Here is a 25,388-nt window from a genome sequence, read left to right on the forward strand (position 1 = left end):
GGCTCTGAGAAATATGAGCTGCGGGTAAATGTGTATGGTCAATAGTGGTTTTTCTAGCTAGTGACGGTACAAAAGGAATCGATATGCGGGTTTCACATCTTAATTTTAACCATCTTTACTACTTCTGGCATGTATGTAAAGAAGGCTCTGTCGTCGGAGCAGCAGAAGCGCTTTACCTGACTCCTCAGACAATTACAGGGCAAATAAAAGCATTGGAAGAACGATTAGGTGGAAAATTATTCAAAAGGCAGGGGCGAGGTTTGGTGCCATCTGAGCTTGGGCAATTAATTTTTCGCTATGCAGATAAAATGTTCATGCTTAGCCAAGAAATGCTAGATATCGTTAATTACAGCCGCGAATCTAATTTACTGTTTGACGTCGGGGTTGCGGATACCCTATCAAAACAGTTAGTTAGTAAAATATTAGAAACTACAGTTGTAGAGCATGAACAAATTCATTTGCGTTGTTTTGAATCAACACATGAATTGCTATTAGAACAGCTCAGCCAACATAAATTGGACATGATTTTGTCTGACTGCCCAGTTGACTCATCGCAGCAAGAAGGCTTATTTTCGGTGAAATTGGGCGAGTGTAATATGAGTTTCTTTTGTCGTCAGCCAATCCCTAAAAAGCCATTCCCTGAATGTTTAGAGGAACGTCGTTTATTAATTCCTGGGCGGCGATATTTGTTAGGTAGGCATATCTTAGCTTGGATACGAAATAAAAATCTGCAAGTTGAAGTGTTAGGTGAGTTTGATGATGCGGCGCTTATGAAAGCATTTGGTATGCATTATAACGCGATTTTTGTAGCTCCATCGCAGTATACACCTGATCTTCTAGGTGGCGAAGACATTGTAGAGTTAGGCCGTTTAGAGAGCGTAAAAGAAGAATATTACGTTATTTTTGCAGAGAGAATGATACAGCACCCAGCAGTACAGCGAGTGTGTAATAAAGATTTTTCAGATTTATTTTCAGTTCCGCTTGATAGCTTAGATAAAAAATAACGACAAATAAAAAACCGGCATAAGCCGGTTTTTTAAGCTAATCAAGAAGCAAAATTACATTGCTTTGATTTGAGCAACTAAGTTAGCTTTATGACGTGCTGCTTTATTTTTGTGGATCAGGCCTTTAGTAGCATGGCGATCAACAATAGGTTGCATGTCATTGAATGCTTTCTGAGCAGCTTCTTTATCGCCTGCAGCGATAGCAAGGTAAACTTTCTTGATAAAAGTACGTACCATAGAGCGACGGCTAGCGTTATGCTGGCGACGTTTCTCTGACTGAACGGCACGTTTCTTAGCTGATTTGATATTAGCCAAGGTCCAACTCCCAAATGTATTCTATTGAGGACAATTCAAAGGTCGAGGAATATGCCCTTTCGCCCTTCATTTGTCAATGGATTTGTGCAAATAAACATCGTGTACTTCGATGCTCATGCGCTGTGAATGGTGCAAGATTCTATCAGCAAATATAAGAAGAATACAGATCTTAGCGTGAAAAAATGCGTAATTGATGGCAGAAATTTAAAAAGAATTAAGGCGAAAAATATTTTTTAGTTTATCAATCAGTGGGTAGTATGAAAACCAAGCATGTTATGGTTGTTTTTTGTTCTTTTTGACCACGAGGTTATAACCATTGAAGTATAAAACATAAAAATATAATATTTTTAGAGACCTTGGAACAAATTTGTTGTATTGATAATCCATTGGTTACCCCAAAGTTTTTGATGTTCGAATCTAATTGCTCTGTTTGAGGAGCGTAATAACCCACTAATTGCATAAAAATAGTGGTTAATAAATCGTGTAGAGATCAAAAAAATAGGGTTTAATGAAACCTTTTGCGAACTAAGGTTAACCTTATGCGTCGTACAAGGTATAATCCTGCAATTTCCTCGGTATTGAGCCTGTTATGGAGCTAATTCGCGGTATACAGAATATCCGGGCGTGCCATCATGGTTGCGTGCTGACTATCGGTAATTTTGATGGTGTCCATCGTGGGCATCAGGTTTTGCTTCAAAATTTGAAACTTAAGGGAGCGCAGTTAGGGTTACCAACTGTCGTGATGATATTTGAGCCACAGCCCCTTGAATTTTTTATTGGTGACAAAGCGCCTGCGCGTTTGACACGCTTGCGAGACAAAGTTAAATATCTTGCAGACAGTGGTATTGATTACCTCTTATGTGTTGAATTTAACCAGCACTTTGCATCATTAACACCCGCTGAGTTTGTTGCTGACTTACTTGTCAGTAAGCTTGGGGTAAAGTATCTCGCTATAGGTGATGATTTCCGCTTTGGGAAAAATCGCATGGGGGATTTTACTTTTTTACAACAGGCGGGTGATGAATTCGGTTTTGAAGTTGCAGATACAGAAAGCTTCTGTGATTCAGGGCTTCGTATTAGCAGTACGGCGATACGAAAAGCGATTCAAGAAAACAATCTTGAATTAGCTGAAAGCCTATTAGGGCATTCTTATCGTATTAGCGGGCGAGTGGTTCATGGTAATCAACTTGGCAGAACAATAGGTTTTCCAACAGCAAACCTACCGTTAAAACGTTTAGTCACACCAGTTACTGGTGTGTATGCTGTAGAAGTTTACGGTTTAGGTGATAAGCCTCTACCTGGTGTGGCAAATATTGGCACACGTCCGACTGTATCTGGAAAAGGAACACAGTTAGAAGTTCATCTGATTGATGCAAATATGGATTTATATGGGCGTCATATCGATGTAGTGTTACGTAAGAAATTACGTGATGAGCAGCGGTTTGCTTCGTTGGAAGCGCTTAAGGAGCAAATTGCTAATGATGTAATTGCAGCGAGAGAGTATCTTACTGCAATAGGAATCAGATAATTTAGCGGAAAATTGGAACTGAGAATCGATGAGTGACTATAAAAATACCCTGAATCTACCAGAAACAGGGTTCCCAATGCGTGGCGATCTCGCTAAACGCGAACCACAGATGTTAGAGCGCTGGTACAAAGAAGGTTTGTATCAGGCAATCCGTAAAGCAAAATCGGGCAAGAAAACCTTTATTCTGCACGATGGTCCTCCGTATGCTAACGGCAGTATTCATATTGGTCACTCAGTTAACAAAATTCTCAAAGATATTATTATTAAGTCCAAAGGGTTGGCGGGTTATGATTCCCCATACATCCCAGGTTGGGACTGCCATGGATTACCGATTGAACATAAAGTTGAACAAATCGTCGGTAAGCCAGGGGAAAAAGTTTCTGCCGCTGAATTTCGTGCACAATGCCGTCAATACGCTAAAGAGCAAATTGAAGGTCAAAAAGCTGATTTCATGCGTCTTGGTGTTTTAGGTGAGTGGGATAAACCTTATCTAACAATGGATTTTAAAACCGAGGCTCACATTATTCGAGCATTGGCGAAAACTATTGCAAACGGCCATTTAGTGAAAGGGGCAAAACCTGTTCACTGGTGTACAGCTTGCGGTTCTTCATTAGCGGAAGCTGAAGTCGAATATTATGATAAAACCTCGCCATCTATCTATGTTCGATTCCCTGCGGTAGATGGCAAAACCGTGTGCGAAAAATTTGGTGTGGCAAGTGACAAAACTCCGTCGCTGGTTATTTGGACAACGACACCTTGGACATTGCCAGCAAACCGTGCAATTTCATTAAATCCTGAATTCAAATATAACTTGGTCGATGCAAATGGTGAGTTAGTCATTTTAGCTGCTGACCTTGTTGAAGACGTGATGAAAACTGCGGGTATCACCGCATGGGAAGTTCTTGGTGAATGCGAAGGTTCAGCATTAGAATTGTTGCGCTTCCAGCACCCATTTATGGGCTTTGATGTTCCTGCTATTTTGGGCGATCACGTGACATTAGACGCAGGTACGGGGGCTGTTCATACCGCACCAGGCCACGGCCCTGAAGACTATGTTGTCGGGCAGAAATATGGCTTAGAAACGGCTAATCCTGTGGGCCCAGATGGCTGCTTCTTACCAAATACTTACCCAACATTAGATGGTGTATTTATTTTTAAAGCTAATGACCTTATCGTTGAATTATTGAACGAAAAAGGTGCGTTACTGTACAAACAAGCGATTCAACACAGCTACCCATGTTGCTGGCGCCATAAGACTCCAGTTATCTTCCGTGCTACGCCACAGTGGTTTATCGGCATGGATAAAAACGGCTTACGTGAACAATCTCTGAAAGAAATTGATATTGTTCAATGGATCCCGGGTTGGGGACGTGCACGAATTGAGTCTATGGTTGAAAACCGCCCTGACTGGTGTATTTCTCGTCAGCGTACTTGGGGTACCCCAATGTCGTTGTTTGTTCATAAAGACACTGAAGAGCTACATCCTCGCACGTTAGAATTAATGGAAGAAGTGGCTAAGCGTGTTGAAGTGGATGGCATCCAAGCATGGTGGGATCTTGACCCTGCCGAGCTTCTGGGTGATGAAGCTGAAATATATCGTAAAGTACCTGATACCTTAGACGTGTGGTTTGATTCAGGCTCAACGCATTTTGCGGTTGTTGATGCACGTCCTGAATTCCATGGTAATTCAGCGGATATGTACCTTGAAGGGTCGGATCAACACCGTGGCTGGTTTATGTCATCATTGATGTTATCAACAGCAATGAAAGGGAAAGCACCTTATCGCCAAGTGTTGACACATGGTTTTACTGTTGATGGCCAAGGCCGCAAAATGTCTAAATCTTTAGGCAACACAGTAAGCCCACAAGATGTAATGAATAAACTGGGTGCAGATATCTTACGTTTATGGGTTGCATCAACGGATTATACTGGCGAAATCGCGGTTTCAGATGAAATTTTAAAACGTGCTGCTGATTCATATCGCCGTATTCGTAATACTGCACGTTTCTTACTGGCTAACCTGAGTGGTTTCAATCCTGAAACCGATATGGTGAAACCAGAAGATATGGTGGTTTTAGACCGTTGGGCGGTGAGCCGTGCGTTAGAAGCTCAGCAAGAAATAGCCAAAGCTTATGATGAATACGACTTCTTGTCTGTTATCCAGAGATTAATGCATTTCTGCTCCATTGAAATGGGGTCATTCTATCTGGATATCATCAAAGACCGTCAGTATACGGCGAAAAGTGATAGTTTAGCGCGTCGTAGTTGCCAAACTGCGTTATTCCATATTGTTGAAGCGTTAGTGCGTTGGATGGCTCCAGTTCTGTCCTTCACTTCCGATGAAATTTGGAATGAGTTACCAGGAAAACGCGCTCAATTCGTTCTTACCGAAGAGTGGTATGACGGTTTGTTTGGTTTAGATGAATCAAATGAAATGAACAACAGCTTCTGGACTGAGCTATTGGCTGTTCGTGGTGAAGTGAATAAGGTCTTAGAACAAGCGCGTACTGATAAGCTTATCGGGGGCTCATTAGAAGCTGCGGTGACATTGTATGCGGATAAAGCTCTGGCCGAAAAACTGCAAAGCTTGGGTGATGAATTACGCTTTGTTTTACTGACATCACAAGCCCATGTCGCTGATATCGCAACAGCTCCAGCAGATGCACAAGAAAGTGAATTGAAAGGCCTGAAAATTGCTTTCAGTAAAGCAGCGGGTGAAAAATGCCCACGTTGCTGGCATTATGCAAGTGATATTGGTTCTTCAAGCGAGCAACCAGAAATCTGTGGTCGCTGTGTCACTAACGTAGCCGGTAACGGCGAAACACGTAAGTTTGCTTAATGAAGACGCCAGTTTGTTCTACCGGTTTGCGTTGGTTATGGTTAACCATTGTGATCATCGTTGCGGATTTAGGCATTAAGCAATTAGTGCTTAGTGACCTAAATTTGTACGAACCGCATCCGATCATGCCATTTTTTAACATAATGTATGCGCAAAATTTTGGCGCGGCATTTAGTTTCTTGGCTGATGAAGGCGGATGGCAACGTTGGTTCTTTGCAGGTATTGCAATTGGGATCTCCGTTATCTTAATGGTTATGATGTATCGCCAAAGTGCACAAAAACGCCTATCTAACATTGCATATGCATTGATTATTGGTGGTGCTATCGGTAATTTAAGCGACCGTTTAGTCCATGGCTTCGTTATCGATTACCTTGATTTTTACGTCGGTAATTGGCATTGGCCGACATTTAACCTAGCGGATATGGCGATATGTATTGGTGCAGCTCTTGTGATTTTAGAAGGTTTCCTACCAGATAAATCAAAGCAAGAAAAAGCCAAATAAAATGGTAGTGCACTAGGTTAGAATGTAATAACTCACAGCCCAGATTTTCTGGGCTGAATTTTATGATAAATAGGTTTGGTTTATGTCTACTCAAATACAGGCGCAGAGCTCTGTTTTACTGCATTTCACACTGAAATTGGAAGATGGCTCTACGGCTGATTCCTCGCATGCACAAGGAAAGCCTGCGTTGTTTGTTTTAGGGAATGACTCCTTATCGCCAGAACTTGAAGCTCAATTGATTGGCCTTAATGAAGGTGAAAAGAAAAGTTTTTCGCTGCCCGGAGACACTGTTTTTGGGAAACATAATCCTGATTTAGTTCAATATTTTTCATTGCGTGACTTTATAGAAACAGGCATTCCTGAAATTGGTACGATAATGCTATTTACCGCGATGAATGGCAGTGAAATGCCAGGTGTAGTAAAATCAATTGAAGGTGAGTCGATTACTATTGATTTTAACCACCCTCTCGCTGAGCAGCAGATTAGTTTTGATATCGAAGTGCTTGAAGTAGACCCGCAATTGGAGAATCACAATGCAAATATTAATGGCTAACCCTCGTGGGTTTTGTGCTGGCGTAGACCGCGCAATTAGCATCGTAGAAAGGGCATTAGAAATATATGGTGCTCCGATTTACGTTCGTCACGAAGTGGTTCATAACCGTTATGTTGTTGATGATTTACGTCAACGTGGTGCTATCTTTATTGAAGAAATCTCAGAAGTACCGGATGGGTCAATCTTGATTTTTTCTGCGCATGGCGTTTCTCAAGCCATTCGCCAAGAAGCGCGTTCTCGCGATCTAACGATGTTATTTGACGCCACTTGTCCTTTGGTGACGAAAGTCCATATGGAAGTTGCACGAGCGAGTCGTAAAGGCAAAGAAGCTATTTTAATTGGGCATGCCGGGCATCCAGAAGTCGAAGGCACGATGGGCCAATATAGTAACCCTGAAGGTGGGATGTATCTTGTTGAGAGCCCAGAAGATGTTTGGAAATTAAAAGTGAAAGATGAAAATAATCTCTCTTTCATGACACAAACAACACTTTCTGTTGATGATACCTCTGATGTTATTGATGCACTGACTTCTCGCTTTCCAAGCATTGTAGGACCTCGTAAAGACGATATTTGCTATGCAACGACTAACCGCCAAGAGGCAGCGAGAGAACTTGCAGAACGCGCTGATATTGTTTTAGTCGTCGGTTCTAAAAACTCATCAAACTCAAATCGTCTAGCGGAATTAGCTTCGCGCATGCAAAAACCTGCATTTTTAATTGATGGTGCAGAAGATATTAAAACGGAATGGTTAGCAGATAAAAACATTATCGGCTTAACTGCGGGGGCATCAGCGCCAGACATCTTAGTTAGGCAAGTCATTGATCGACTTAAAGAGTTAGGAGCCGACTCGGTTGTTGAATTGCAAGGGCGTGAAGAAAATATCGTCTTTGAAGTCCCTAAAGAATTAAGAGTTGAGGTTAAAGAGATTAATTAATCATTTGGTTTTAATTACAGGAACAGCCGCTTTACCATTCCTATCTTTGCGGCTGTTTTAACCTTTTTATTCAAGTTGTTCCTTTCGCGTTTTCTCTCAATTAAAACTTTTACTGATAATCTCTATGCTTTCTACGCTTTTGTTAATAACTCTGCATTTTTGCTAGCAGAATACAGTCAGGATAGTTAATCTGTATCACAATCATTTCTAAACTGTGGGTAAAAATAGCCTTTTTATCCTAAACAACAGTTCAAATTTATATATTTGCATTAATTAAAAAAGGATAAACCATGGCAAATTCAGTGGTACGTGTCGCAATAGTTGGTGCAGGTGGACGTATGGGACGCCAGCTAATCCAAGCCGCACAACAACAAGATGGAATTCAATTGGGGGCAGCGATTGAGCGTGAAGGATCATCACTTATCGGAACCGATGCAGGTGAACTCGCAGGTATCGGTAAGTTAGGTATTTCCATTGTTGATTCACTTGACCAAGTTGTTAATGATTTTGATGTGGTTATTGATTTTACGCGTCCAGAAGGCACATTGCATTACTTAGCATTTTGTAAAGCCAACCAAAAAGCCATGGTCATTGGTACGACAGGGTTTGATGAGCAAGGGAAGCAAGCCATTGCCGAAGCTGCGAAATCTATTCCTATTGTCTTTGCAGCAAATTTCAGTGTTGGCGTCAATGTCGTACTGAAATTACTGGAAAAAGCAGCAAAAGTAATGGGAAATTACACGGATATTGAAATTGTTGAAGCTCATCACCGCCATAAAGTGGATGCGCCATCAGGTACTGCTTTAGCTATGGGGGAATCTATTGCTAGCGCGCTGGGTAAAAATTTAAAAGAGTGTGCCGTATACACCCGTGAAGGCTACACAGGAGAGCGAGAACCTGGAACCATTGGTTTTGCAACTATCCGAGCTGGGGATATTGTGGGTGAACATACCGCCATGTTTGCAGATATCGGGGAACGAGTTGAAATTACTCACAAAGCCTCTAGCCGCATGACCTTTGCAAATGGTGCAATTAAAGCATCAGGTTGGGTTTGTGCTAGAAATAGTGGGTTATATAATATGAAAGATGTGTTAAATCTTGATGATTTATAGTATTTATTATTTATTTTTTTGTTTATATATCAGTTAATTGCGATTAATAAGTATTTATTTTATGTTGATTTGAATTATTTGCATTCAAATCAACATAACCTTATCTTTTCATTGTTTTTATCTTCGGTTTTGCTCGTTAATTATCCTTCCCTCCTTCTTTTAGCTGAGTTATTATCAATAAACTAGTTATCTTACTTTGCAACCGTTTACTAATTCATTTTTACTATGATTTATACTACTCATCCAACTAAAAGCGAGGTAGTTGAGTAAAAAAGTAAGATAAAAGTGAAAAAAATGCATTTTTTTCTAGACAAGACCCTATCTCATCATTAGAATGCGCGCAATTTGCCAAAAATTTGCTTAAAAACTCATTTTGGCATTGATTTAGATCGCAAAATCTGAATTAATATGCAAAAAACGTGATTTATTATTCTCCGGAGGGTGTTTTGATTAAGTCAGCTATATTGGTTCTGGAAGACGGAACCCAATTCCACGGGCGTGCTATCGGTGCAGAAGGCGCTGCTGTTGGAGAAGTCGTTTTCAACACGTCGATGACCGGATATCAAGAAATAATTACAGACCCTTCCTATTCCCGCCAAATTGTTACTCTCACTTATCCCCATATTGGTAATGTCGGCACTAATGCTGATGACGAAGAATCTCCAAATGTTCATGCTCAAGGCTTAATCATTCGTGACTTACCATTGGTATACAGTAACTTCCGCGGGCAAGAAGGGTTATCTGAATATCTAAAACGCCATAATGTGGTGGCGATTGCAGATATCGATACACGTAAATTGACACGTTTACTGAGAGAAAAAGGCGCTCAAAACGGTTGTATCATTGCGGGTGATAACCCAGATGTTGCACTGGCATTGGAAAAAGCGCGTAGTTTTTCAGGTTTGAATGGGTTGGATTTAGCAAAAGAAGTCTGCACTAAAGAGATTTATAACTGGTCCCAAGGTTCATGGACGCTGGAAAATGGCCAGCAAGGCGCAAAAACTGCGGATGAACTCCCTTTACATGTTGTCGCTTATGACTTCGGTGCGAAGCGCAATATTTTACGTATGTTAGTTGACCGTGGCTGCCGTTTAACGGTGGTACCAGCAACAACACCCGCAGAAACTGTATTAGCGATGAACCCCGATGGTATTTTCTTATCGAATGGCCCTGGTGACCCAGCCCCATGCGATTACGCCATCAAGGCCATTGAAACATTTTTAACCACAGAAATTCCAGTATTTGGTATCTGTTTAGGGCACCAGTTACTTGCCCTGGCGAGTGGCGCTAATACCATGAAAATGAAGTTTGGCCATCATGGTGCTAACCATCCAGTTAAAGATTTAGATAAAGATGTGGTGATGATCACGGCGCAAAACCATGGTTTTGCTGTTGATGAATCGACACTTCCCGACACACTGCGAGTGACTCACAAGTCGCTGTTTGATGGAACATTGCAAGGTATTCACCGTACGGATAAACCAGCATTCAGTTTTCAAGGCCACCCAGAAGCAAGTTCAGGGCCACATGATGCGGCAAATTTATTCGACCATTTCATTGAATTAATTAATGAATACCGTCAGAACACACCTCGTCAAAACGCACAATAATCGGGAGCAAAAGAAATGGCAAAACGTACTGATATAAAAAGCATTCTGATTTTAGGTGCCGGCCCGATTGTGATTGGCCAAGCATGTGAATTTGACTACTCAGGTGCTCAAGCATGTAAAGCACTGCGTGAAGAAGGCTACCGCGTAATCTTAGTTAACTCGAACCCTGCGACAATAATGACTGACCCAGAAATGGCAGATGCAACTTACATCGAGCCGATTCACTGGGAAGTTGTGCGTAAAATCATCGAAAAAGAGCGCCCAGATGCAGTATTACCAACCATGGGTGGCCAAACCGCACTGAACTGTGCGCTTGAATTAGAGCGTAAAGGCGTTTTAGCCGAGTTCGGCGTCACTATGATTGGGGCAACGGCAGATGCAATCGATAAAGCTGAAGATCGCCAACGTTTTGATAAAGCAATGAAAAAAATCGGCTTGGGTACAGCACGCTCAGGTATTGCACATAATATGGAAGAGGCATATGCCGTTGCAGATGCGGTCGGCTTTCCCTGTATTATTCGCCCATCATTTACGATGGGAGGCACCGGTGGTGGTATTGCCTACAACCGTGAAGAGTTTGAAGAAATCTGTACTCGCGGTTTAGATTTGTCCCCTACTAACGAATTATTGATTGATGAATCGCTCATTGGCTGGAAAGAATACGAAATGGAAGTTGTCCGCGATAAAAAAGACAACTGTATTATCGTTTGTTCCATTGAAAACTTCGATGCCATGGGGATCCACACGGGGGATTCTATCACCGTAGCTCCTGCTCAGACATTGACCGATAAAGAATATCAAATCATGCGTGATGCATCGATGGCAGTGTTGCGTGAAATCGGCGTTGAAACGGGCGGCTCTAATGTTCAATTTGCGGTAAACCCTAAAGATGGTCGCTTAATTGTTATTGAAATGAACCCACGGGTTTCGCGCTCATCAGCGCTTGCTTCTAAAGCGACGGGCTTCCCAATTGCAAAAATTGCGGCAAAATTAGCAGTGGGTTATACCCTTGATGAGCTAATGAATGACATCACTGGTGGCCGTACTCCGGCATCATTTGAGCCTTCCATTGACTATGTTGTGACAAAAATTCCACGTTTTAACTTTGAAAAATTTGCGGGCACGAATGATCGACTAACAACGCAAATGAAATCTGTCGGCGAAGTGATGGCTATTGGTCGCACATTCCAAGAATCAATGCAAAAAGCATTACGTGGCTTAGAAGTAGGCGCAACAGGCTTCGACCCGAAAGTGGCCCAAGAAGACCCTGAAGCACTAACTCGCATCCGTCGTGAGTTAAAAGATGCAGGTGGAGAACGTATCTGGTTTATCGCGGATGCGTTCCGTGCCGGTCTTTCTGTTGATGGTGTTTTCAATTTAACCAATATTGACCGCTGGTTCTTAGTGCAAATCGAAGAATTGGTGCGTTTAGAAGAAGAAGTGGCTGAATTAGGCATCAATGGCCTAACTAAGGACTTCTTACGTGTACTTAAGCGTAAAGGATTTGCAGATGCACGTCTGGCAAGTTTAGTCGGTGTTTCTGAAGCAGAACTACGCAAACTACGTCAAGGCTATGATTTACATCCCGTTTATAAACGTGTTGATACCTGTGCGGCAGAGTTTGCAACAGACACGGCTTATATGTATTCCACATACGAAGATGAGTGTGAGTCAAACCCAAATAATGCTAAACCGAAGGTGATGGTATTAGGCGGTGGGCCAAACCGAATTGGGCAAGGGATTGAATTTGACTATTGCTGTGTACATGCATCTCTAGCGTTACGTGAAGACGGCTATGAAACCATTATGGTGAATTGTAACCCAGAAACTGTTTCAACCGATTACGACACGTCAGACCGTCTCTATTTCGAACCTGTCACTCTTGAAGATGTGCTGGAAATTGTACGCATCGAGCAGCCAAAAGGTGTGATTGTGCAGTATGGTGGTCAAACACCATTAAAATTAGCTAGAGCGTTGGAAGCTGCGGGTGTTCCTGTTATTGGTACGAGCCCAGATGCCATTGACCGCGCAGAAGACCGTGAACGTTTCCAGCAGGCCGTTAATCGCTTGAACTTAAAGCAGCCACAGAATGCAACTGTCACTGCTATTGAGCAAGCAGTTGAAAAAGCAGCTGTTATTGGTTATCCACTGGTTGTTCGCCCATCCTATGTGTTAGGTGGCCGTGCAATGGAAATCGTATATGATGAAATCGATTTGCGTCGCTATTTCCAAACGGCGGTGAGCGTTTCTAACGATGCGCCAGTGCTACTTGATCGCTTCTTAGACGACGCAGTTGAAGTTGACGTAGATGCGATCTGTGACGGTGAGATGGTGCTGATTGGCGGTATCATGGAGCACATTGAGCAAGCTGGCGTGCACTCTGGTGACTCTGCATGTTCACTACCTGCATATACACTTAGCCAAGAAATTCAAGATGTGATGCGCGAACAAGTCCGCAATCTTGCCTTCGAATTACGTGTACGTGGCTTGATGAATGTGCAGTTTGCCGTCAAAAATAACGAAGTTTATTTAATTGAAGTCAATCCACGTGCCGCAAGAACTGTGCCTTTTGTCTCTAAAGCAACAGGTGTACCATTAGCGAAAGTTGCAGCGCGAGTGATGGTAGGGCAAACCTTGGCACAGCAAGGAGTAACGGAAGAAGTTATTCCACCATACTACTCTGTAAAAGAGGTCGTATTGCCATTTAATAAATTCCCTGGGGTTGACCCAATTCTTGGGCCTGAAATGCGCTCAACAGGTGAAGTAATGGGTGTCGGCCGGACATTTGCAGAAGCATTTGCTAAAGCGATGTTAGGCAGTAGCTCGACGATGAAAAAATCAGGCCGTGCACTGTTATCCGTTCGTGAAGGGGATAAAACACGTGTGGTTGATTTAGCCGCTAAGCTGTTAAAACACGGCTTTGAGTTAGATGCTACTCACGGTACGGCGATTGTGTTAGGAGAGGCTGGGATTAATCCGCGCCTCGTTAACAAAGTTCATGAAGGTCGTCCACACATTCAAGATAGAATTAAGAATGGTGAATATGATTACATTGTGAATACCACCGCAGGCCGTCAAGCTATTGAAGACTCAAAATTAATTCGTCGCAGTGCATTGCGCTACAAAGTTCACTATGACACGACGTTGAATGGCGGTTTTGCCACCACGATGTCGCTCAGTGCAGATCCAACAGATACAGTAATCTCTGTACAAGAAATGCATGCATTAATTAAGTAATTATTTAATAAGTCACCTATGTAAGCCTCAGTATTCAATTTACTGGGGCTTTTTTATGGCTACTTTTAAACTATCGCTAGCGAGAAAATAATTGTCTGGTGATATTGTGGGTAAAATATAATTCCAATAAAAAATGCAAAATTGAGATTGACTCTCACGTAACGTGAGGCACTAACCTTGGTCGCAATTACAGGAGGAACCTATGCTATTTCAAGTTGGTGAGATTGCGGAAAAAACAGGATTAACCATCCGTACACTGCATCATTATGAAGAAATTGGCTTATTGGTACCAACTGCAAGAACCGATGCGGGTTATCGGCTTTACAACATGCAATGCATAGAGCGTTTAACGCAAATTCAATTGCTACGGCAGGTTGGAGTCAAACTGAAAAACATCGGTGAATTACTGGATGGCCAGAGTGGAGATATGACGAGTTTGCTGCAAGAACGAATTGCATTATTAACGGAACAAATGGAGCAAATGGCGACATTACGTTATCGATTAGAGCAATTACACAAGCAAATGCAAACAGGTAATAGTTTAACTCAGGCTGATTGGTTTTCTGTATTGGAGATGATGTCGATGTTTGATAAATATTTTACCCCTCAAGAATTGGAACAATTGCCACTCTATACGGCGCACACGCTGAAAAACCAAGAGTGGCAACAACGCATAGCAACGGTAAATAAGTTGATGGAACAAGGTGTAACACCTCAATCTATCGAGGTGCAACAAATTGCACATGAATGGATGACGGCATTAGAAAGAGATACCGGAGGCAACCCGGATTTCTTTGCACGATTGAATCGAATTCATTTATCGGATAACACGTTAGCCTATTCATCAGGTATTTCTGTTGCAATGATCCAATATGTAGCAGAGGGTTTTAGTGAGTACCAATTATCACTGTTTAAACCACATTTAACCGCGGAGCAATTTGCTTTTGTTCAGCAGCATTATTTTTCCTCAGGTGAGGCGTGGCCCGAATTAATCGCAGGTTTATATAATGCATTAAAAGCACATAAATCCCCAGACTCACCCGAAGTACAACAATTAGCGAAAACATGGTTAGCGATGTTCAACCAGTTTACGGGGGGAGATCCTGAGCTACAAGAGAGAATTCGGGTAATTTATCGTGAGGAACCCAAGACTTCGCAAGGAACATGGATGACAGCAGAAATTGGCCAGTACTTATTTTCTGCTATTAGTTTGATGGATCAATAAGTTTGATGGATCAATAAAACCAAATGGCCGCTAATTAGCGGCCATTACTCGGTCATACTATGATTTTTCTTTGCTACCAGAGAGTGCCTTTCGGTGTTTCCAATACATTACAATTGAACCAATTAGCCCACTAATTAGTAGGATGACAGGGATAATCATTAGCGCACTAATAACAATTTGCTCATGTTCTTTCACAAAAGGAATTTGGTTTAAGGCATACCCCAAGGTGACAATCAAGCCAACCCATAACAAGCCACTTAGCCAGTTAAAAAATTGGAAACGGCGGTGACTTAATTCAGATAACCCAGCGAGCAAAGGTAATATTGTTCTGACAAATGCAAGGAAGCGGCCGATAAGTAGGGCGTATAATCCTTGCTTATTAAACATATTATTTGCTTTGGTGTGATATTCCTCAGGAATTTGCGCTAACCAGCGTTTCACAACCTTGGTTTCACTTAACCATCGGCCTTGTAGAAAACCTAACCAGCAACCTAAACTGGCTGCTGTTGTTAGCAATAGTATTGTGGGAATAAAGTGTAAGACCCCTTTGGCAATTAATGCACCTGAAAGGATCAACAAGGTATCACCGGGTAGGAAAGCGGCGGGAAGAACGCCATTTTCTAAAACAATGACAACAAAAAGTACGGTATAAATAACCCAAAGCACTTCAGGGTTGGAGAGTTTAAGGAAATCGTGGTGCCAAAGTGCCAGTACGATTTCGCGTAGGACTTCCATAATCATTCCTGTATCTGCGTAAAAGCGAATTTCTTTATCATCTATATTACAGGAAAAAAAGGGTTCAAGTTTGATTTGTTTGATGAATTAATCATTGAGTGGATAAATTGCAGGAAATATTTAATGATTATCCTGCAATTAACATCTTGATTTAAGCTACAAATTAAATTCGCTCAAAAGCTAATTGTAAGTCGTGAATTAAATCATCGGTGTGCTCTAAACCGATATGCACTCGGAAGAAGGTGCCTTCTTTTGGTGAAAAATCATACTGCCGCATACTGAGCAAATCTTCTTTTTGGTATCCCAAAATCAGCGATTCAAAACCCCCCCATGAATAACCCATTTTAAAATGATTAAAATTATCAAGAAAAGCGGTAAATTGCTCCGTGGTTAAGCGTGATTTTAGTTGGAAAGAGAACAGACCATTAGAGCCTGTAAAATCACGAATAAAGAATTCATGACCCGGAGAATTCTCAAGTGCCGGGTGAAAAACCTGTTCAACTTCAGGACGTTGCTGTAACCAATTAGCAACTTGTAAGCTATTAATTTGATGCTGTTTTAATCGAGTCGGTAATGTATGCAGGCCACGATTAGCCATATAAACAGTGTCTGGGTCAGCTGTTTGACCTAAGAGATAAGAATTTTCACGTAATGTTTCAATACAGCGTTGGTTTGCCACAGCAAGGCCGAGCATTCCGTCGGAATGGCCATTGATATATTTAGTTGCTGATTGGATTGAAACGTCAACATCAAATAATAATGGTTTAAGTAAGACGCCCGCAGCCCAAGTGTTATCAATCATAATGACAATTTCAGGCGATTTAGCACGTATAGCTTTTACGATTGCAGGTAAGTCATGAACTTCCATGGTGATAGAGCCGGGGGATTCTAAGAATACAATACGTGTATTGGATTGTATTAAATCAGCAATCCCCGTTCCGATTAGGGGATCAAAATACGTGGTTTGGACATTTAACTTAGTGAGAATATTGTCGCAAAAATTTTGGGTTGGGTCATAAGCTGAACCGGTAACAAGGATATGTTCGCCTGCAGAGATAAAGGACAAAATGGCATTGGTAATTGCGGCAGCACCTGAAGGGTAAAGGACACAACCTGCACCTGCTTCTAATTCTGTCATGGCTTCTTGGAAAGCAAAATGTGTTTGCGTACCACGGCGTCCATAAAATAGTACGTTATTTGCACGATGGCGAGTTGCATGTCGTTTTTCTTCAAGCGTATCAAAAATAATAGAAGAAGCTCGTTGAATAACGGGGTTTACTCCTTTTTGTGTGTATTTAGGGTTTCGCCCAATATGAACTAATTGTGTTTCAGGTTTTATGTCTGCCATGATTTTTCCCTACACAGGATGTGAACTAGTTAAACTCAAAGGTGATTTATACTAAGACGTTAAATGATCCTGATAGAAATGTAACCTGAGTATTCTTCAACTTTCAATTCATAGGTAAGTCTCATTTTCTCAGGTTGCGTATGAACACTTAATTGAGCTATGAATTATTAAGGAAAATAACCGCATAATAGAGAAGGACATGTTTGTCTAAACGCAAAAAAATATAAAAAAATCGCGAATACTAATGATAATTACTATCAATTCGCGCTGTGTTTGATATCATCAGCACCGTCTTTTTGAAAAGAGACGGACAGCGCGAGTCAAATTTCGCTTTTAAAGGTTAGTCGATGAATGGCACAATCATCGATATGAATTTTATTATACAACACTAAAAAGAGAGTAAAGGCCAACTGATGCGTAAACTAACAGCTTCTATTCTATTGGCGTTCGGCTTGATGGGTACGGCAGTCGCTGAAACCACACCTGCAACAACACCAGCTGCGTCTCAAAATACACCATCAACACAACCGGCAGTAAACCCGGCTGCACCAACAACAACACCAAGTGCTGAAGTTGCATCAGTACCCGCTGAGCCTGTACAAGGCGAAGCTGTGAACACAACAGTTGTTAATGAAAACATTGAAATTGCAACAGAAGCACCAACAGGAGGTTTTGATCAAGACTTATCTGTTTGGGGAATGTACCAAAATGCAGATAACGTGGTTAAAACCGTTATGATTGGTTTGGTGATTGCTTCTGTTATTACATGGGCGCTATTTTTCTCAAAAGGTTTGGAGATTTTAGTTGCTCGCCGTCGCTTAAAAGCAGAAGCGAAAGCGATTGCTGAGGTAAAATCACTTGATGAGGCGGTCAGTATTGCAGAAGGCTTCAAAGCAAATAGCATTACTCGTATGTTATTAAATGAAGCTGTTACTGAGCGAGCTTTATCAGCGAATAGCTCTGATTTATCAGGTACAAAAGAGCGCACATCATTCCGCCTAGAAAGGGCTGTTGCTGCTATTAGCCGTTATATGGGGCGTGGCAATGGTTATTTGGCTACTATTGGTGCGATTTCTCCATTCGTCGGTTTATTTGGAACTGTCTGGGGGATCATGAATAGCTTTATCGGGATTGCCCACTCACAAACCACTAACCTTGCTGTTGTTGCGCCAGGTATTGCAGAAGCATTATTAGCAACAGCAATCGGTCTTATTGCCGCTATCCCTGCGGTTGTGATTTATAATATTTTTGCTCGTATGATCAACAACTATCGTGGTCAAGTAGGAGATGTCGCTGCTCAGTCCGCATTGTTACTGGGGCGTGATCTTGATCTGGCAAATAGCAAAGCAAGGTAATTATTATGGCAATGCGTTTAGGTGACGAACAAGACGATAGCGGTGAAATGCATGAAATTAACGTAACACCTTTTATCGATGTTATGTTGGTTTTATTGATTATCTTTATGGTTGCGGCACCATTGGCAACAGTTGATATTAAAGTCGACTTACCCGCCTCGACAGCGAAGCCGCAGCCGCGTCCAGAAAAACCCGTTTTTTTAACGGTGAAATCGGACAGCCAGCTTTTTATTGGGGACCAAGCTGTGACAAAAGAACAGCTTGCTTCTACACTTGACCAAGCAACAAGTTCTAATAAGGAAACGACAATCTTTTTCCAAGCGGACAAGAGTGTTGATTATGAAACTATGATGGATGTAATGAATGCATTGCGTCAATCTGGGTACTTGAAGATTGGTTTAGTGGGTATGGAAGCAACAACTTCAAAATAAGCGAATTACATCGTATAAACGCGTTTTATCGTTAAGGGTAAAACGCGTTTTTTTATTATCTAACTATGCCTTAAGGTAAGCCTGTGGCGATCTAATTTACCTTTGGCACTATTTTTGTCTATCTCATCACATTTATTTTGCTAATTAGATTTCTTTTTAAGAATTTTATTCTTATTTGACGCTTTCTATTCGTAATTTGATAGGCTGGGGTGGCTATTGCACTCATTGTTTCACTCTATTTAGGATATTTTTGCTTGTATTTTCTATAAGCAATGAAACATCTTATTAATTTTTATAATGAATCATTGTTTGTTTTTTCTTTATTATCACAGTAATGTCTATTGATTTTACCTTTTTTACTATTTATCTATTAGTTACATTGATTCATTTTCTTGGTTTTTTAATTTTTAAATGCGAGTTAAATAGCATATTAATGCTGATTATTTTATCAAAAGTGATGCAATAGCGATGTGAAACTTAACTAAAAATAAACCATATTATAATTAAGGATTTATGTGGGGATCATTTTTAATCTATTTGACCTAATTCCTTATTAAATTGGTGGTTATTTTGTAAGGGAAGGATTCATCAGAAAAGTTATTATTTATCATGAGCCTGATTGTTTTTATATTTAATTCGTAGGTTAATAAATTTTAATTACGTAAATACCATTAATATTTATAATTGAAAAATATGTAAGTTTTATTAATGTTCAGAAGGTTTTATTATTCCAGAAAATATATTTGTAAAGCTATGTGATATATATTAATTAATATTAAATTTACTTTTAAATTTTAAGTAAATTGTTTTCTATAAAAAATGTAAATTGTTTGTAATATCTTAACTATAGGTTAAATATTTTGCCTGATTTCGTTTTTTTTTAATGTATCTATTTGATTTTAATTGCTTTATTGCATGGTTTTTGTAGCTTGTCATGAAAATAAAAAAACACTTGCGCAACAAAAGTGTTGCGCTATAATGCAACCAATAACATTTAGAAACACTTTTAAATACTTTATTATACTGAGTTATCTATTTTTATAATTTACTTATGCTAGGGAATCAATAAGGCCAATGCTAATTTGGAAATAATACAAAGTTAGTGAACGTTTAGGCCTTTGTATTAAAAATAGTTATAATTACTTAACAAGTAGGTCAGCTAAGTGAACGTATTTATACTGTGAGATAAGTGTTATTACTGGAGTCAAATGGGCTGACTACAGACTACGCATAGCAAGCGTCGCCGTAATACGGCAATTTCATATTATACTCTTCTATAGATAAAATAAGACTACACTTCCAGCGTTATCATTGAGATAGCGCTTTTTTTTTTATTCTCATCTATTTCTTTAAATCTGAGTGTGCTCAAGATCAATCTGTCTCTCGTTTTATGATGAAATAACTTCACGAAAAAATTTATCGGAGTATGATGTTGCCACTTCGCTGTGGGGATCGATATAAATACTTATAACGATAATTATACAACGGCGAATTTCTCTGCCAAGGTCTGGCGTGAATGAATTGGAAGTAACAATGACTTGGTCTGATTTTAAATCTCGCTATCTCATCGGTTTTTGGAAACCATTACCTGCAGTTATTGCCGCAGGTATCTTATCAACCTATTACTTTGGCTTGACTGGCACATTCTGGGCGGTCACGGGTGAGTTTACGCGTTGGGGCGGGCACATCATGCAATTATTTGGTGCAGAGCCAGAGACATGGGGCTATTTTAAAGTTATTGGTTTTGAGGGTACACCTCTGGATCGTATTGATGGCGTGATGATCATTGGTATGTTTGCCGGGTGTTTTGCCGCTGCATTATGGGCCAATAATATTAAATTACGAATGCCTCAGCATCGGATACGTATTTTTCAAGCTATTTTAGGCGGTATTATCGCTGGATTTGGTGCTCGTTTGGCGATGGGGTGTAATTTAGCTGCATTCTTTACTGGTATCCCTCAATTTTCATTACACGCATGGTATTTTGCTGTTGCTACTGCGGCAGGGTCATACTTTGGTGCGAAATTCACACTAATGCCAATGTTTCGCATTCCTGTGAAACTAAAAAAAGTCAGCACCGCATCGCCGTTAACACAAAATCATAATGTGGCGAAAAGGCGCTTTAAACTGGGAATGGTGATTTTCACTTTAGCACTGGCTTGGGGCTTTTATACCTTATTAGACTCCCCAGTAATGGGGTTTGCCATTTTATGTGGTATTGGCTTCGGGTTACTGATAGAAAGAGCACAAATTTGTTTTACCTCTGCATTTCGTGATCTGTGGATCACCGGACGCACCCATATGGCGAAAGCTATCATTATTGGTATGGCGGTCAGTGCGATTGGTATTTTCAGCTATGTGCAGTTAGGTGCAACGCCAAAAATTTTATGGGCTGGGCCGAATGCCGTCATTGGTGGATTACTGTTTGGCTTCGGTATTGTACTCGCTGGTGGCTGTGAAACGGGCTGGATGTACCGTGCGGTAGAAGGCCAGGTTCATTATTGGTGGGTAGGTTTTGGTAATATTATTGGTGCTACAGTACTGGCTTACTACTGGGATGACTTAGGCCCTTGGCTAGCGACTGATTTTGACAAAGTTAATTTACTTGAAACCTTTGGACCAGAAGGTGGATTACTGGTCACTTATGGGTTATTAGCGGTCGCATTTGTACTAATGTTGGTCTGGGAAAAACATTTTTTCCGTAAACGTTCTCAAAAAGCATCTAATGTATCCGTGGAGGTTGTATGAGTAAGAAAGACATTATCCCTGATTACCGGTTAGATATGGTCGGCGAACCTTGTCCATACCCAGCAGTGGCAACATTAGAAGCAATGCCATCGTTGAAAAAAGGTGAAATATTAGAGGTAGTAAGTGATTGCCCGCAGTCGATCAATAATATTCCTCTGGATGCGAAAAACTACGGTTATACTGTGTTGGATATTCAGCAAGATGGGCCGACTATTCGTTATCTTATCCAAAAATAACGAATACGCGTCATATTTTGCACTGTCGCGGCGTTGGCTTCATGCGTTAGCCCTAGTCACATACTTGTGTATGCTCCTAGGGTCTAACGCATTTGCCGCCTTGCGACAGCACAAACTATTTAGCGTATTGGTATTGGTCATGCTTCGTGCTGTAGCGTTGTTGACTGCACTTATAGGCTTACGCCTATTCCCTAATCACACTGCATGCTCCTAAGGCTCGGTTCGCTTGTCGCCTAGTTACAACCCAAATTATATAGGGTATCTTAGTGATACCCTGTAAATATTAAAGCGGTCGGTAAATCGGGAAATTGAACACGGTTAGTATAGGTGGTAGTTCGATTACTCTTCTTGTTCTTGCCAATTAGTAATATCTAGAACCAACTCACATTCGTCATCCATATAAGCGCCTGTTGGAACAAAACCAAGCTTTTTGTAGAACTCAAATGGGCTTTCTTCCCCTTCACCACAGCTATTATAAAGGCGAGGATAACCTTTTCTCTTTAAATACTGGATGACTTGAACTAAAGCTTCTCGGCCAAACCCCAGTTTTTGGTAGGGTTCTGCAATCATAAAGCGCCAAAGCATAATGCCGTCATATTCTAACTCATCGTCATCTAGCCCTGAATGCAGCATGATAAAACCAACAGGGACATCATCAGCGTATATGCCTCGATACCATGCACAATCAGAAAATTGTGCTTCCACCATGGAATAGGCGTTATCTGCTACCATATTACGCTGTGCCTCACTAAGTGTATGACTTAGTAAGCAAATTTCAGAAAAATTTTCTGCAGTGACTTTTTGTAGGGTAACCAGTGAATTTTCATCTAATTCAGGTTCGATGAGCTCTTTCATAACATTTCCTTCGACAGAATATTGACCATAATCATCAGTGATGGATTATTTTTATTATTGTTGTTGAACATAATTAAATATCAGAAATTTGCGATATGGATATAAATCAATCAACCAGAGATTTCACAACCAGTCAATGACTTAATTGTGGCTATGTAAGCGGGATCTAAAAAGTGATGGCAACTTACTTAAGTGTTAGTTGCCATTGTGAGAGCAATAGAGGATATGGAAACAAATTTAGTGTTCGGCTTCACCACCTAAGACATCAATCAAGCGAGCGATTAATGCACTGAGTTCATCGGTCATTAAGACGTAATCAGCATCAAATTTTTGAGCGTAGTCTTCTTTGGCGATGTCATCATTTTGGTCTTTTAATGTATCGCTAAATTTGAGGCGTTTTAGTGAACCATCGTCAGATAACATGAACTGGATACGCTCTTCCCAATCTAAGGCCAGTTTGGTAACGAGCTTGCCAGCTTCAATGTGGTTTGCGATTTCATCAGAAATTAGGTCTTGCTTCTTACAGCGGATAATACCACCTTCTTCTAAGATAGCTTTTAGCTCTGCTTCATCCATGACAGCAAAGCCTTGTGGTAATGAGCCTGAACGGATCCACTCAGTAAGTGTTAGCTCTATAGGGTCTTTAAAAGTCAGAGGAACGACAGGTAAAGAACCTAAGCTTTTGCGGAGTAAGGCTAAATTATCTTCAGCGCGTTTTGCGCTTGCGGCATCAACAATAATTAATTGATTTACAGTATCAATCCAAATGTAGGTTTTACTAAATTTACTAAATGCGCGAGGGAGTAAAGCATGGACGACTTCATCTTTTAAGGAGTCTTTCTCGGTTTTTTTTAACTTACGCCCTTGTTCAGCTTCTAGTTTTTCAATTTTATCCTGTAGTTCTTGCTTTATTACAGGAGATGGCAGCATTTTTTCTTCTTTTTTAGCACAAATAAGAATTTGATTACCCGCAGCATGCGTCAATGCATCACCACCATTCATAGGGGAAACCCAGCCAGTTTGCATCATGTCTTGGCTACCACAAGGATGATAGGCGAGGGCGGCAAGCTGTTTCTCTAAATCATCTGCGGAGAGTGCCAAATCCCGATTTAGGCGATAGACCAATATATTCTTGAACCACATGAAAAACCTACCTTTGTTGATAAATAGCCAGTTAGAGCATGGGGCTATGATAGCGAATTGTCTGTTATTAAGCGAAAAAAAATACGTTGACGTTGAGGGCTGCTATCATTTCATTAGCTAACTATTGATAATACTCCTCAAATCAAGCCATGATAACCATAGAACCCTTGAATAGTAGAGAGCATCATAATGAGAATAGGTATTGACCTTGGTGGAACCAAAATTGAAGTTATTGCATTGGATGACAGTGGTAATACTTTGTTTCGTAAACGTATTCCAACACCTCGTGGTGATTATGATGCGACACTTAAAGCGATCGCGAGTTTAGTGGCGGATGCAGAAACGGCGACGGGGTTGTCAGGCAGTGTTGGTGTTGGGATCCCTGGAACCTTGTCTCCAGTGACAGGAAGAGTTAAAAACGCCAATTCCACATGGCTTAATGGCAGACCGTTCGATGCCGATTTAAGTTATTTATTAAACCGTAAAGTAAAAATGGCAAATGACGCTAATTGTCTCGCCGTCTCTGAGGCCGTTGATGGTGCAGGAGCAGGCGAGAAAGTCGTGTTTGCCGTAATTATCGGAACTGGATGTGGTGCAGGAATTGCAATAAATGGGCAAGTGCACTCAGGGGGAAATGGCGTTGCAGGGGAATGGGGTCATAACCCTCTACCATGGCAAGATGAGCAAGATAGGCAATTTCTAGTAACAGAAAACTGCTATTGCGGGCTGACAGGTTGCACGGAATTGTTTGTCTCAGGCACAGGGTTTATGGCGGATTACGCGAAAATGTCAGGAAGCCAAAAAACGGGAATGGAAATTGTCGAATTAGCACAATCAGGTGATAAATATGCCAAGATCGCACTGGAAAATTACCTCAACCGCCTCGCAAAAGCCCTCGGACAAGCCATTAATATGTTAGACCCAGACGTGATAGTGCTAGGGGGCGGAATGAGCAATGTCGATTACTTATATGAAGCGTTGCCAGCAAGGATCTGCCAATGGGTATTTGGTGGGGAGTGTGATACGCCTATTCGTAAAGCGGTGCATGGCGATTCGAGTGGGGTGCGCGGAGCCGCTTGGTTGTTTTCGTCCTAATTTGCGCTGTAGCGTTGTTGGCTACTCGGGTCACATACTAATGTATGCTCCTATTTTTTCGTCATACTTCAAGCTGTGGCTGCGTTGGCTTCATTCAGTCACTCTAGTCACATATTTATGTATGCTCCTTGAGATGACCTCATTTTTCCGCCTTGCCACAACTTGAATTATTTAAAAAAAATGTAGTTTACTTTGAGGAGAAAACGACAAATTATCTTATTTTCGCCTAGTTATGGTACACATAAGTTAGAAAATAATATTGATATTTTAATGCTTAAATAATCATCTTTTTTTACTTAAATTAAATTTTAATTAATTGAAGATGATTTAATAAATATATTTATTAAATCAAATTTGATAAGTAAGATTGATTATTTTATTTATGTAACGAATTGTGGTTTTTTAATCAAAATAAGTTTACTTTGTATTAAGTGATATAAATCACAATTCTTTTTTTACTTCAAAAAATATTCACAATACCTCGACAAGATAACTTCAATTATTTTGGGTAAATTTGTCATCATTAATTCATTTTTGTGAGCTATATAAAAATCAAGCCCAATAAAAAGATGAAAACCGTGA

Annotated in this window: 20 protein-coding genes; 15 read left to right on the plus strand and 5 right to left on the minus strand. The window is 40.7% G+C overall.

What is annotated here, in order from left to right; genetic code table 11:
* The first annotated feature begins 83 nt into the window (after window positions 1–83).
* Window positions 84–1,004, plus strand: coding sequence for a transcriptional activator NhaR (nhaR, locus tag FVA69_RS03350; protein ID WP_004914690.1), 921 nt, complete (start codon window positions 84–86; stop codon window positions 1,002–1,004).
* Between the two features lie 54 nt (window positions 1,005–1,058).
* Here nhaR and rpsT read toward each other — a convergent pair whose 3' ends face one another.
* A complete protein-coding gene (gene rpsT, locus FVA69_RS03355) occupies window positions 1,059–1,319 on the minus strand; it encodes a 30S ribosomal protein S20 (protein WP_004914688.1) in 261 nt (86 codons plus the stop codon).
* 589 nt (window positions 1,320–1,908) lie between these two features.
* On the opposite strand from rpsT, the gene ribF reads away from it, so the two are divergent.
* The 9 genes from ribF to FVA69_RS03400 all read left to right on the plus strand — a co-directional run bounded on the left by ribF (window position 1,909) and on the right by FVA69_RS03400 (window position 14,860).
* The gene (gene ribF, locus FVA69_RS03360; RefSeq protein ID WP_109911859.1) at window positions 1,909–2,847 is read left to right on the plus strand and encodes a bifunctional riboflavin kinase/FAD synthetase; all 939 of its coding nucleotides are present in this window, start codon (window positions 1,909–1,911) and stop codon (window positions 2,845–2,847) included.
* A 28-nt stretch (window positions 2,848–2,875) separates the two neighbouring features.
* The gene (gene ileS / locus FVA69_RS03365; RefSeq protein ID WP_004914683.1) at window positions 2,876–5,686 is read left to right on the plus strand and encodes an isoleucine--tRNA ligase; all 2,811 of its coding nucleotides are present in this window, start codon (window positions 2,876–2,878) and stop codon (window positions 5,684–5,686) included.
* Window positions 5,686–6,189 carry a signal peptidase II gene (gene lspA, locus FVA69_RS03370; protein WP_109911860.1) on the plus strand — a complete coding sequence of 168 codons (504 nt, stop codon included), beginning with the start codon at window positions 5,686–5,688 and terminating at the stop codon, window positions 6,187–6,189. The genes ileS and lspA overlap by 1 nt, the downstream gene beginning before the upstream one ends.
* A gap of 82 nt (window positions 6,190–6,271) precedes the next feature.
* On the plus strand, window positions 6,272–6,742 hold the full coding sequence (gene fkpB, locus FVA69_RS03375) for an FKBP-type peptidyl-prolyl cis-trans isomerase (protein ID WP_004905629.1): 471 nt from the start codon (window positions 6,272–6,274) through the stop codon (window positions 6,740–6,742).
* Window positions 6,723–7,676: a 4-hydroxy-3-methylbut-2-enyl diphosphate reductase gene (gene ispH / locus FVA69_RS03380; RefSeq protein ID WP_004914678.1), complete on the plus strand. Its 954-nt coding sequence runs from the start codon at window positions 6,723–6,725 to the stop codon at window positions 7,674–7,676. Before fkpB ends, ispH begins: the two co-directional genes overlap by 20 nt.
* Before the next feature lie 290 nt (window positions 7,677–7,966).
* Window positions 7,967–8,788, plus strand: coding sequence for a 4-hydroxy-tetrahydrodipicolinate reductase (dapB, locus tag FVA69_RS03385; protein WP_109911861.1), 822 nt, complete (start codon window positions 7,967–7,969; stop codon window positions 8,786–8,788).
* A gap of 446 nt (window positions 8,789–9,234) precedes the next feature.
* Window positions 9,235–10,398, plus strand: coding sequence for a glutamine-hydrolyzing carbamoyl-phosphate synthase small subunit (carA, locus tag FVA69_RS03390; protein WP_164528422.1), 1,164 nt, complete (start codon window positions 9,235–9,237; stop codon window positions 10,396–10,398).
* Window positions 10,399–10,413: 15 nt separating this feature from the next.
* On the plus strand, window positions 10,414–13,635 hold the full coding sequence (gene carB, locus FVA69_RS03395; RefSeq protein ID WP_109911863.1) for a carbamoyl-phosphate synthase large subunit: 3,222 nt from the start codon (window positions 10,414–10,416) through the stop codon (window positions 13,633–13,635).
* A gap of 202 nt (window positions 13,636–13,837) precedes the next feature.
* Window positions 13,838–14,860 (plus strand): MerR family transcriptional regulator, encoded by a 1,023-nt coding sequence (locus FVA69_RS03400; RefSeq protein ID WP_164528423.1) that lies wholly within the window; start codon window positions 13,838–13,840, stop codon window positions 14,858–14,860.
* A 57-nt stretch (window positions 14,861–14,917) separates the two neighbouring features.
* Here the strand turns inward: FVA69_RS03400 and FVA69_RS03405 are convergent, their stop codons facing one another.
* Both FVA69_RS03405 and metC read right to left on the minus strand, forming a co-directional pair.
* A complete protein-coding gene (locus FVA69_RS03405) occupies window positions 14,918–15,595 on the minus strand; it encodes a DedA family protein (RefSeq protein ID WP_004914669.1) in 678 nt (225 codons plus the stop codon).
* A gap of 163 nt (window positions 15,596–15,758) precedes the next feature.
* Complete coding sequence (metC, locus tag FVA69_RS03410) at window positions 15,759–16,943, minus strand: cystathionine beta-lyase (protein ID WP_110731399.1); 1,185 nt, start codon at window positions 16,941–16,943, stop codon at window positions 15,759–15,761.
* A 413-nt stretch (window positions 16,944–17,356) separates the two neighbouring features.
* Here metC and exbB point away from each other — a divergent pair, with 413 nt between their 5' ends.
* The 4 genes from exbB (at window position 17,357) to yedF (ending at window position 21,713) form a co-directional block, all read left to right on the plus strand.
* Window positions 17,357–18,298: a tonB-system energizer ExbB gene (exbB, locus tag FVA69_RS03415; protein WP_004914664.1), complete on the plus strand. Its 942-nt coding sequence runs from the start codon at window positions 17,357–17,359 to the stop codon at window positions 18,296–18,298.
* A gap of 5 nt (window positions 18,299–18,303) precedes the next feature.
* Window positions 18,304–18,729, plus strand: coding sequence for a TonB system transport protein ExbD (gene exbD / locus FVA69_RS03420; protein ID WP_004905603.1), 426 nt, complete (start codon window positions 18,304–18,306; stop codon window positions 18,727–18,729).
* Between the two features lie 1,533 nt (window positions 18,730–20,262).
* Entirely contained in the window at window positions 20,263–21,477 is a 1,215-nt protein-coding gene (gene yedE / locus FVA69_RS03425; protein WP_109911866.1) for a selenium metabolism membrane protein YedE/FdhT, read from the plus strand.
* Window positions 21,474–21,713, plus strand: coding sequence for a sulfurtransferase-like selenium metabolism protein YedF (gene yedF, locus FVA69_RS03430; protein ID WP_004914660.1), 240 nt, complete (start codon window positions 21,474–21,476; stop codon window positions 21,711–21,713). Before yedE ends, yedF begins: the two co-directional genes overlap by 4 nt.
* Window positions 21,714–22,052: 339 nt before the next feature.
* Here yedF and FVA69_RS03435 read toward each other — a convergent pair whose 3' ends face one another.
* Entirely contained in the window at window positions 22,053–22,568 is a 516-nt protein-coding gene (locus FVA69_RS03435; protein WP_004914659.1) for a GNAT family N-acetyltransferase, read from the minus strand.
* 237 nt (window positions 22,569–22,805) lie between these two features.
* On the minus strand, window positions 22,806–23,711 hold the full coding sequence (gene rdgC / locus FVA69_RS03440; protein ID WP_164528424.1) for a recombination-associated protein RdgC: 906 nt from the start codon (window positions 23,709–23,711) through the stop codon (window positions 22,806–22,808).
* A gap of 189 nt (window positions 23,712–23,900) precedes the next feature.
* Between rdgC and mak the strand changes: the two genes are divergently transcribed.
* Entirely contained in the window at window positions 23,901–24,806 is a 906-nt protein-coding gene (gene mak / locus FVA69_RS03445) for a fructokinase (protein WP_109911867.1), read from the plus strand.
* The last annotated feature ends 582 nt before the right edge of the window (window positions 24,807–25,388 follow it).

The organism is Providencia sp. PROV004, assembly GCF_011045615.1.
Taxonomy (GTDB): Bacteria; Pseudomonadota; Gammaproteobacteria; order Enterobacterales; family Enterobacteriaceae; genus Providencia; species Providencia rettgeri.

Bases quoted from the DNA above. Each gene is read 5' to 3' on its own strand.
- nhaR (WP_004914690.1), top strand. From the start codon at position 84: ATGCGGGTTTCACATCTTAATTTTAACCATCTTTACTACTTCTGGCAT.
- ribF (WP_109911859.1), top strand. From the start codon at position 1,909: ATGGAGCTAATTCGCGGTATACAGAATATCCGGGCGTGCCATCATGGT.
- ileS (WP_004914683.1), top strand. From the start codon at position 2,876: ATGAGTGACTATAAAAATACCCTGAATCTACCAGAAACAGGGTTCCCA.
- lspA (WP_109911860.1), top strand. From the start codon at position 5,686: ATGAAGACGCCAGTTTGTTCTACCGGTTTGCGTTGGTTATGGTTAACC.
- fkpB (WP_004905629.1), top strand. From the start codon at position 6,272: ATGTCTACTCAAATACAGGCGCAGAGCTCTGTTTTACTGCATTTCACA.
- ispH (WP_004914678.1), top strand. From the start codon at position 6,723: ATGCAAATATTAATGGCTAACCCTCGTGGGTTTTGTGCTGGCGTAGAC.
- dapB (WP_109911861.1), top strand. From the start codon at position 7,967: ATGGCAAATTCAGTGGTACGTGTCGCAATAGTTGGTGCAGGTGGACGT.
- carB (WP_109911863.1), top strand. From the start codon at position 10,414: ATGGCAAAACGTACTGATATAAAAAGCATTCTGATTTTAGGTGCCGGC.
- FVA69_RS03400 (WP_164528423.1), top strand. From the start codon at position 13,838: ATGCTATTTCAAGTTGGTGAGATTGCGGAAAAAACAGGATTAACCATC.
- FVA69_RS03405 (WP_004914669.1), bottom strand. From the start codon at position 15,595: ATGGAAGTCCTACGCGAAATCGTACTGGCACTTTGGCACCACGATTTC.
- metC (WP_110731399.1), bottom strand. From the start codon at position 16,943: ATGGCAGACATAAAACCTGAAACACAATTAGTTCATATTGGGCGAAAC.
- exbB (WP_004914664.1), top strand. From the start codon at position 17,357: ATGCGTAAACTAACAGCTTCTATTCTATTGGCGTTCGGCTTGATGGGT.
- exbD (WP_004905603.1), top strand. From the start codon at position 18,304: ATGGCAATGCGTTTAGGTGACGAACAAGACGATAGCGGTGAAATGCAT.
- yedE (WP_109911866.1), top strand. From the start codon at position 20,263: ATGACTTGGTCTGATTTTAAATCTCGCTATCTCATCGGTTTTTGGAAA.
- yedF (WP_004914660.1), top strand. From the start codon at position 21,474: ATGAGTAAGAAAGACATTATCCCTGATTACCGGTTAGATATGGTCGGC.
- FVA69_RS03435 (WP_004914659.1), bottom strand. From the start codon at position 22,568: ATGAAAGAGCTCATCGAACCTGAATTAGATGAAAATTCACTGGTTACC.
- rdgC (WP_164528424.1), bottom strand. From the start codon at position 23,711: ATGTGGTTCAAGAATATATTGGTCTATCGCCTAAATCGGGATTTGGCA.
- mak (WP_109911867.1), top strand. From the start codon at position 23,901: ATGAGAATAGGTATTGACCTTGGTGGAACCAAAATTGAAGTTATTGCA.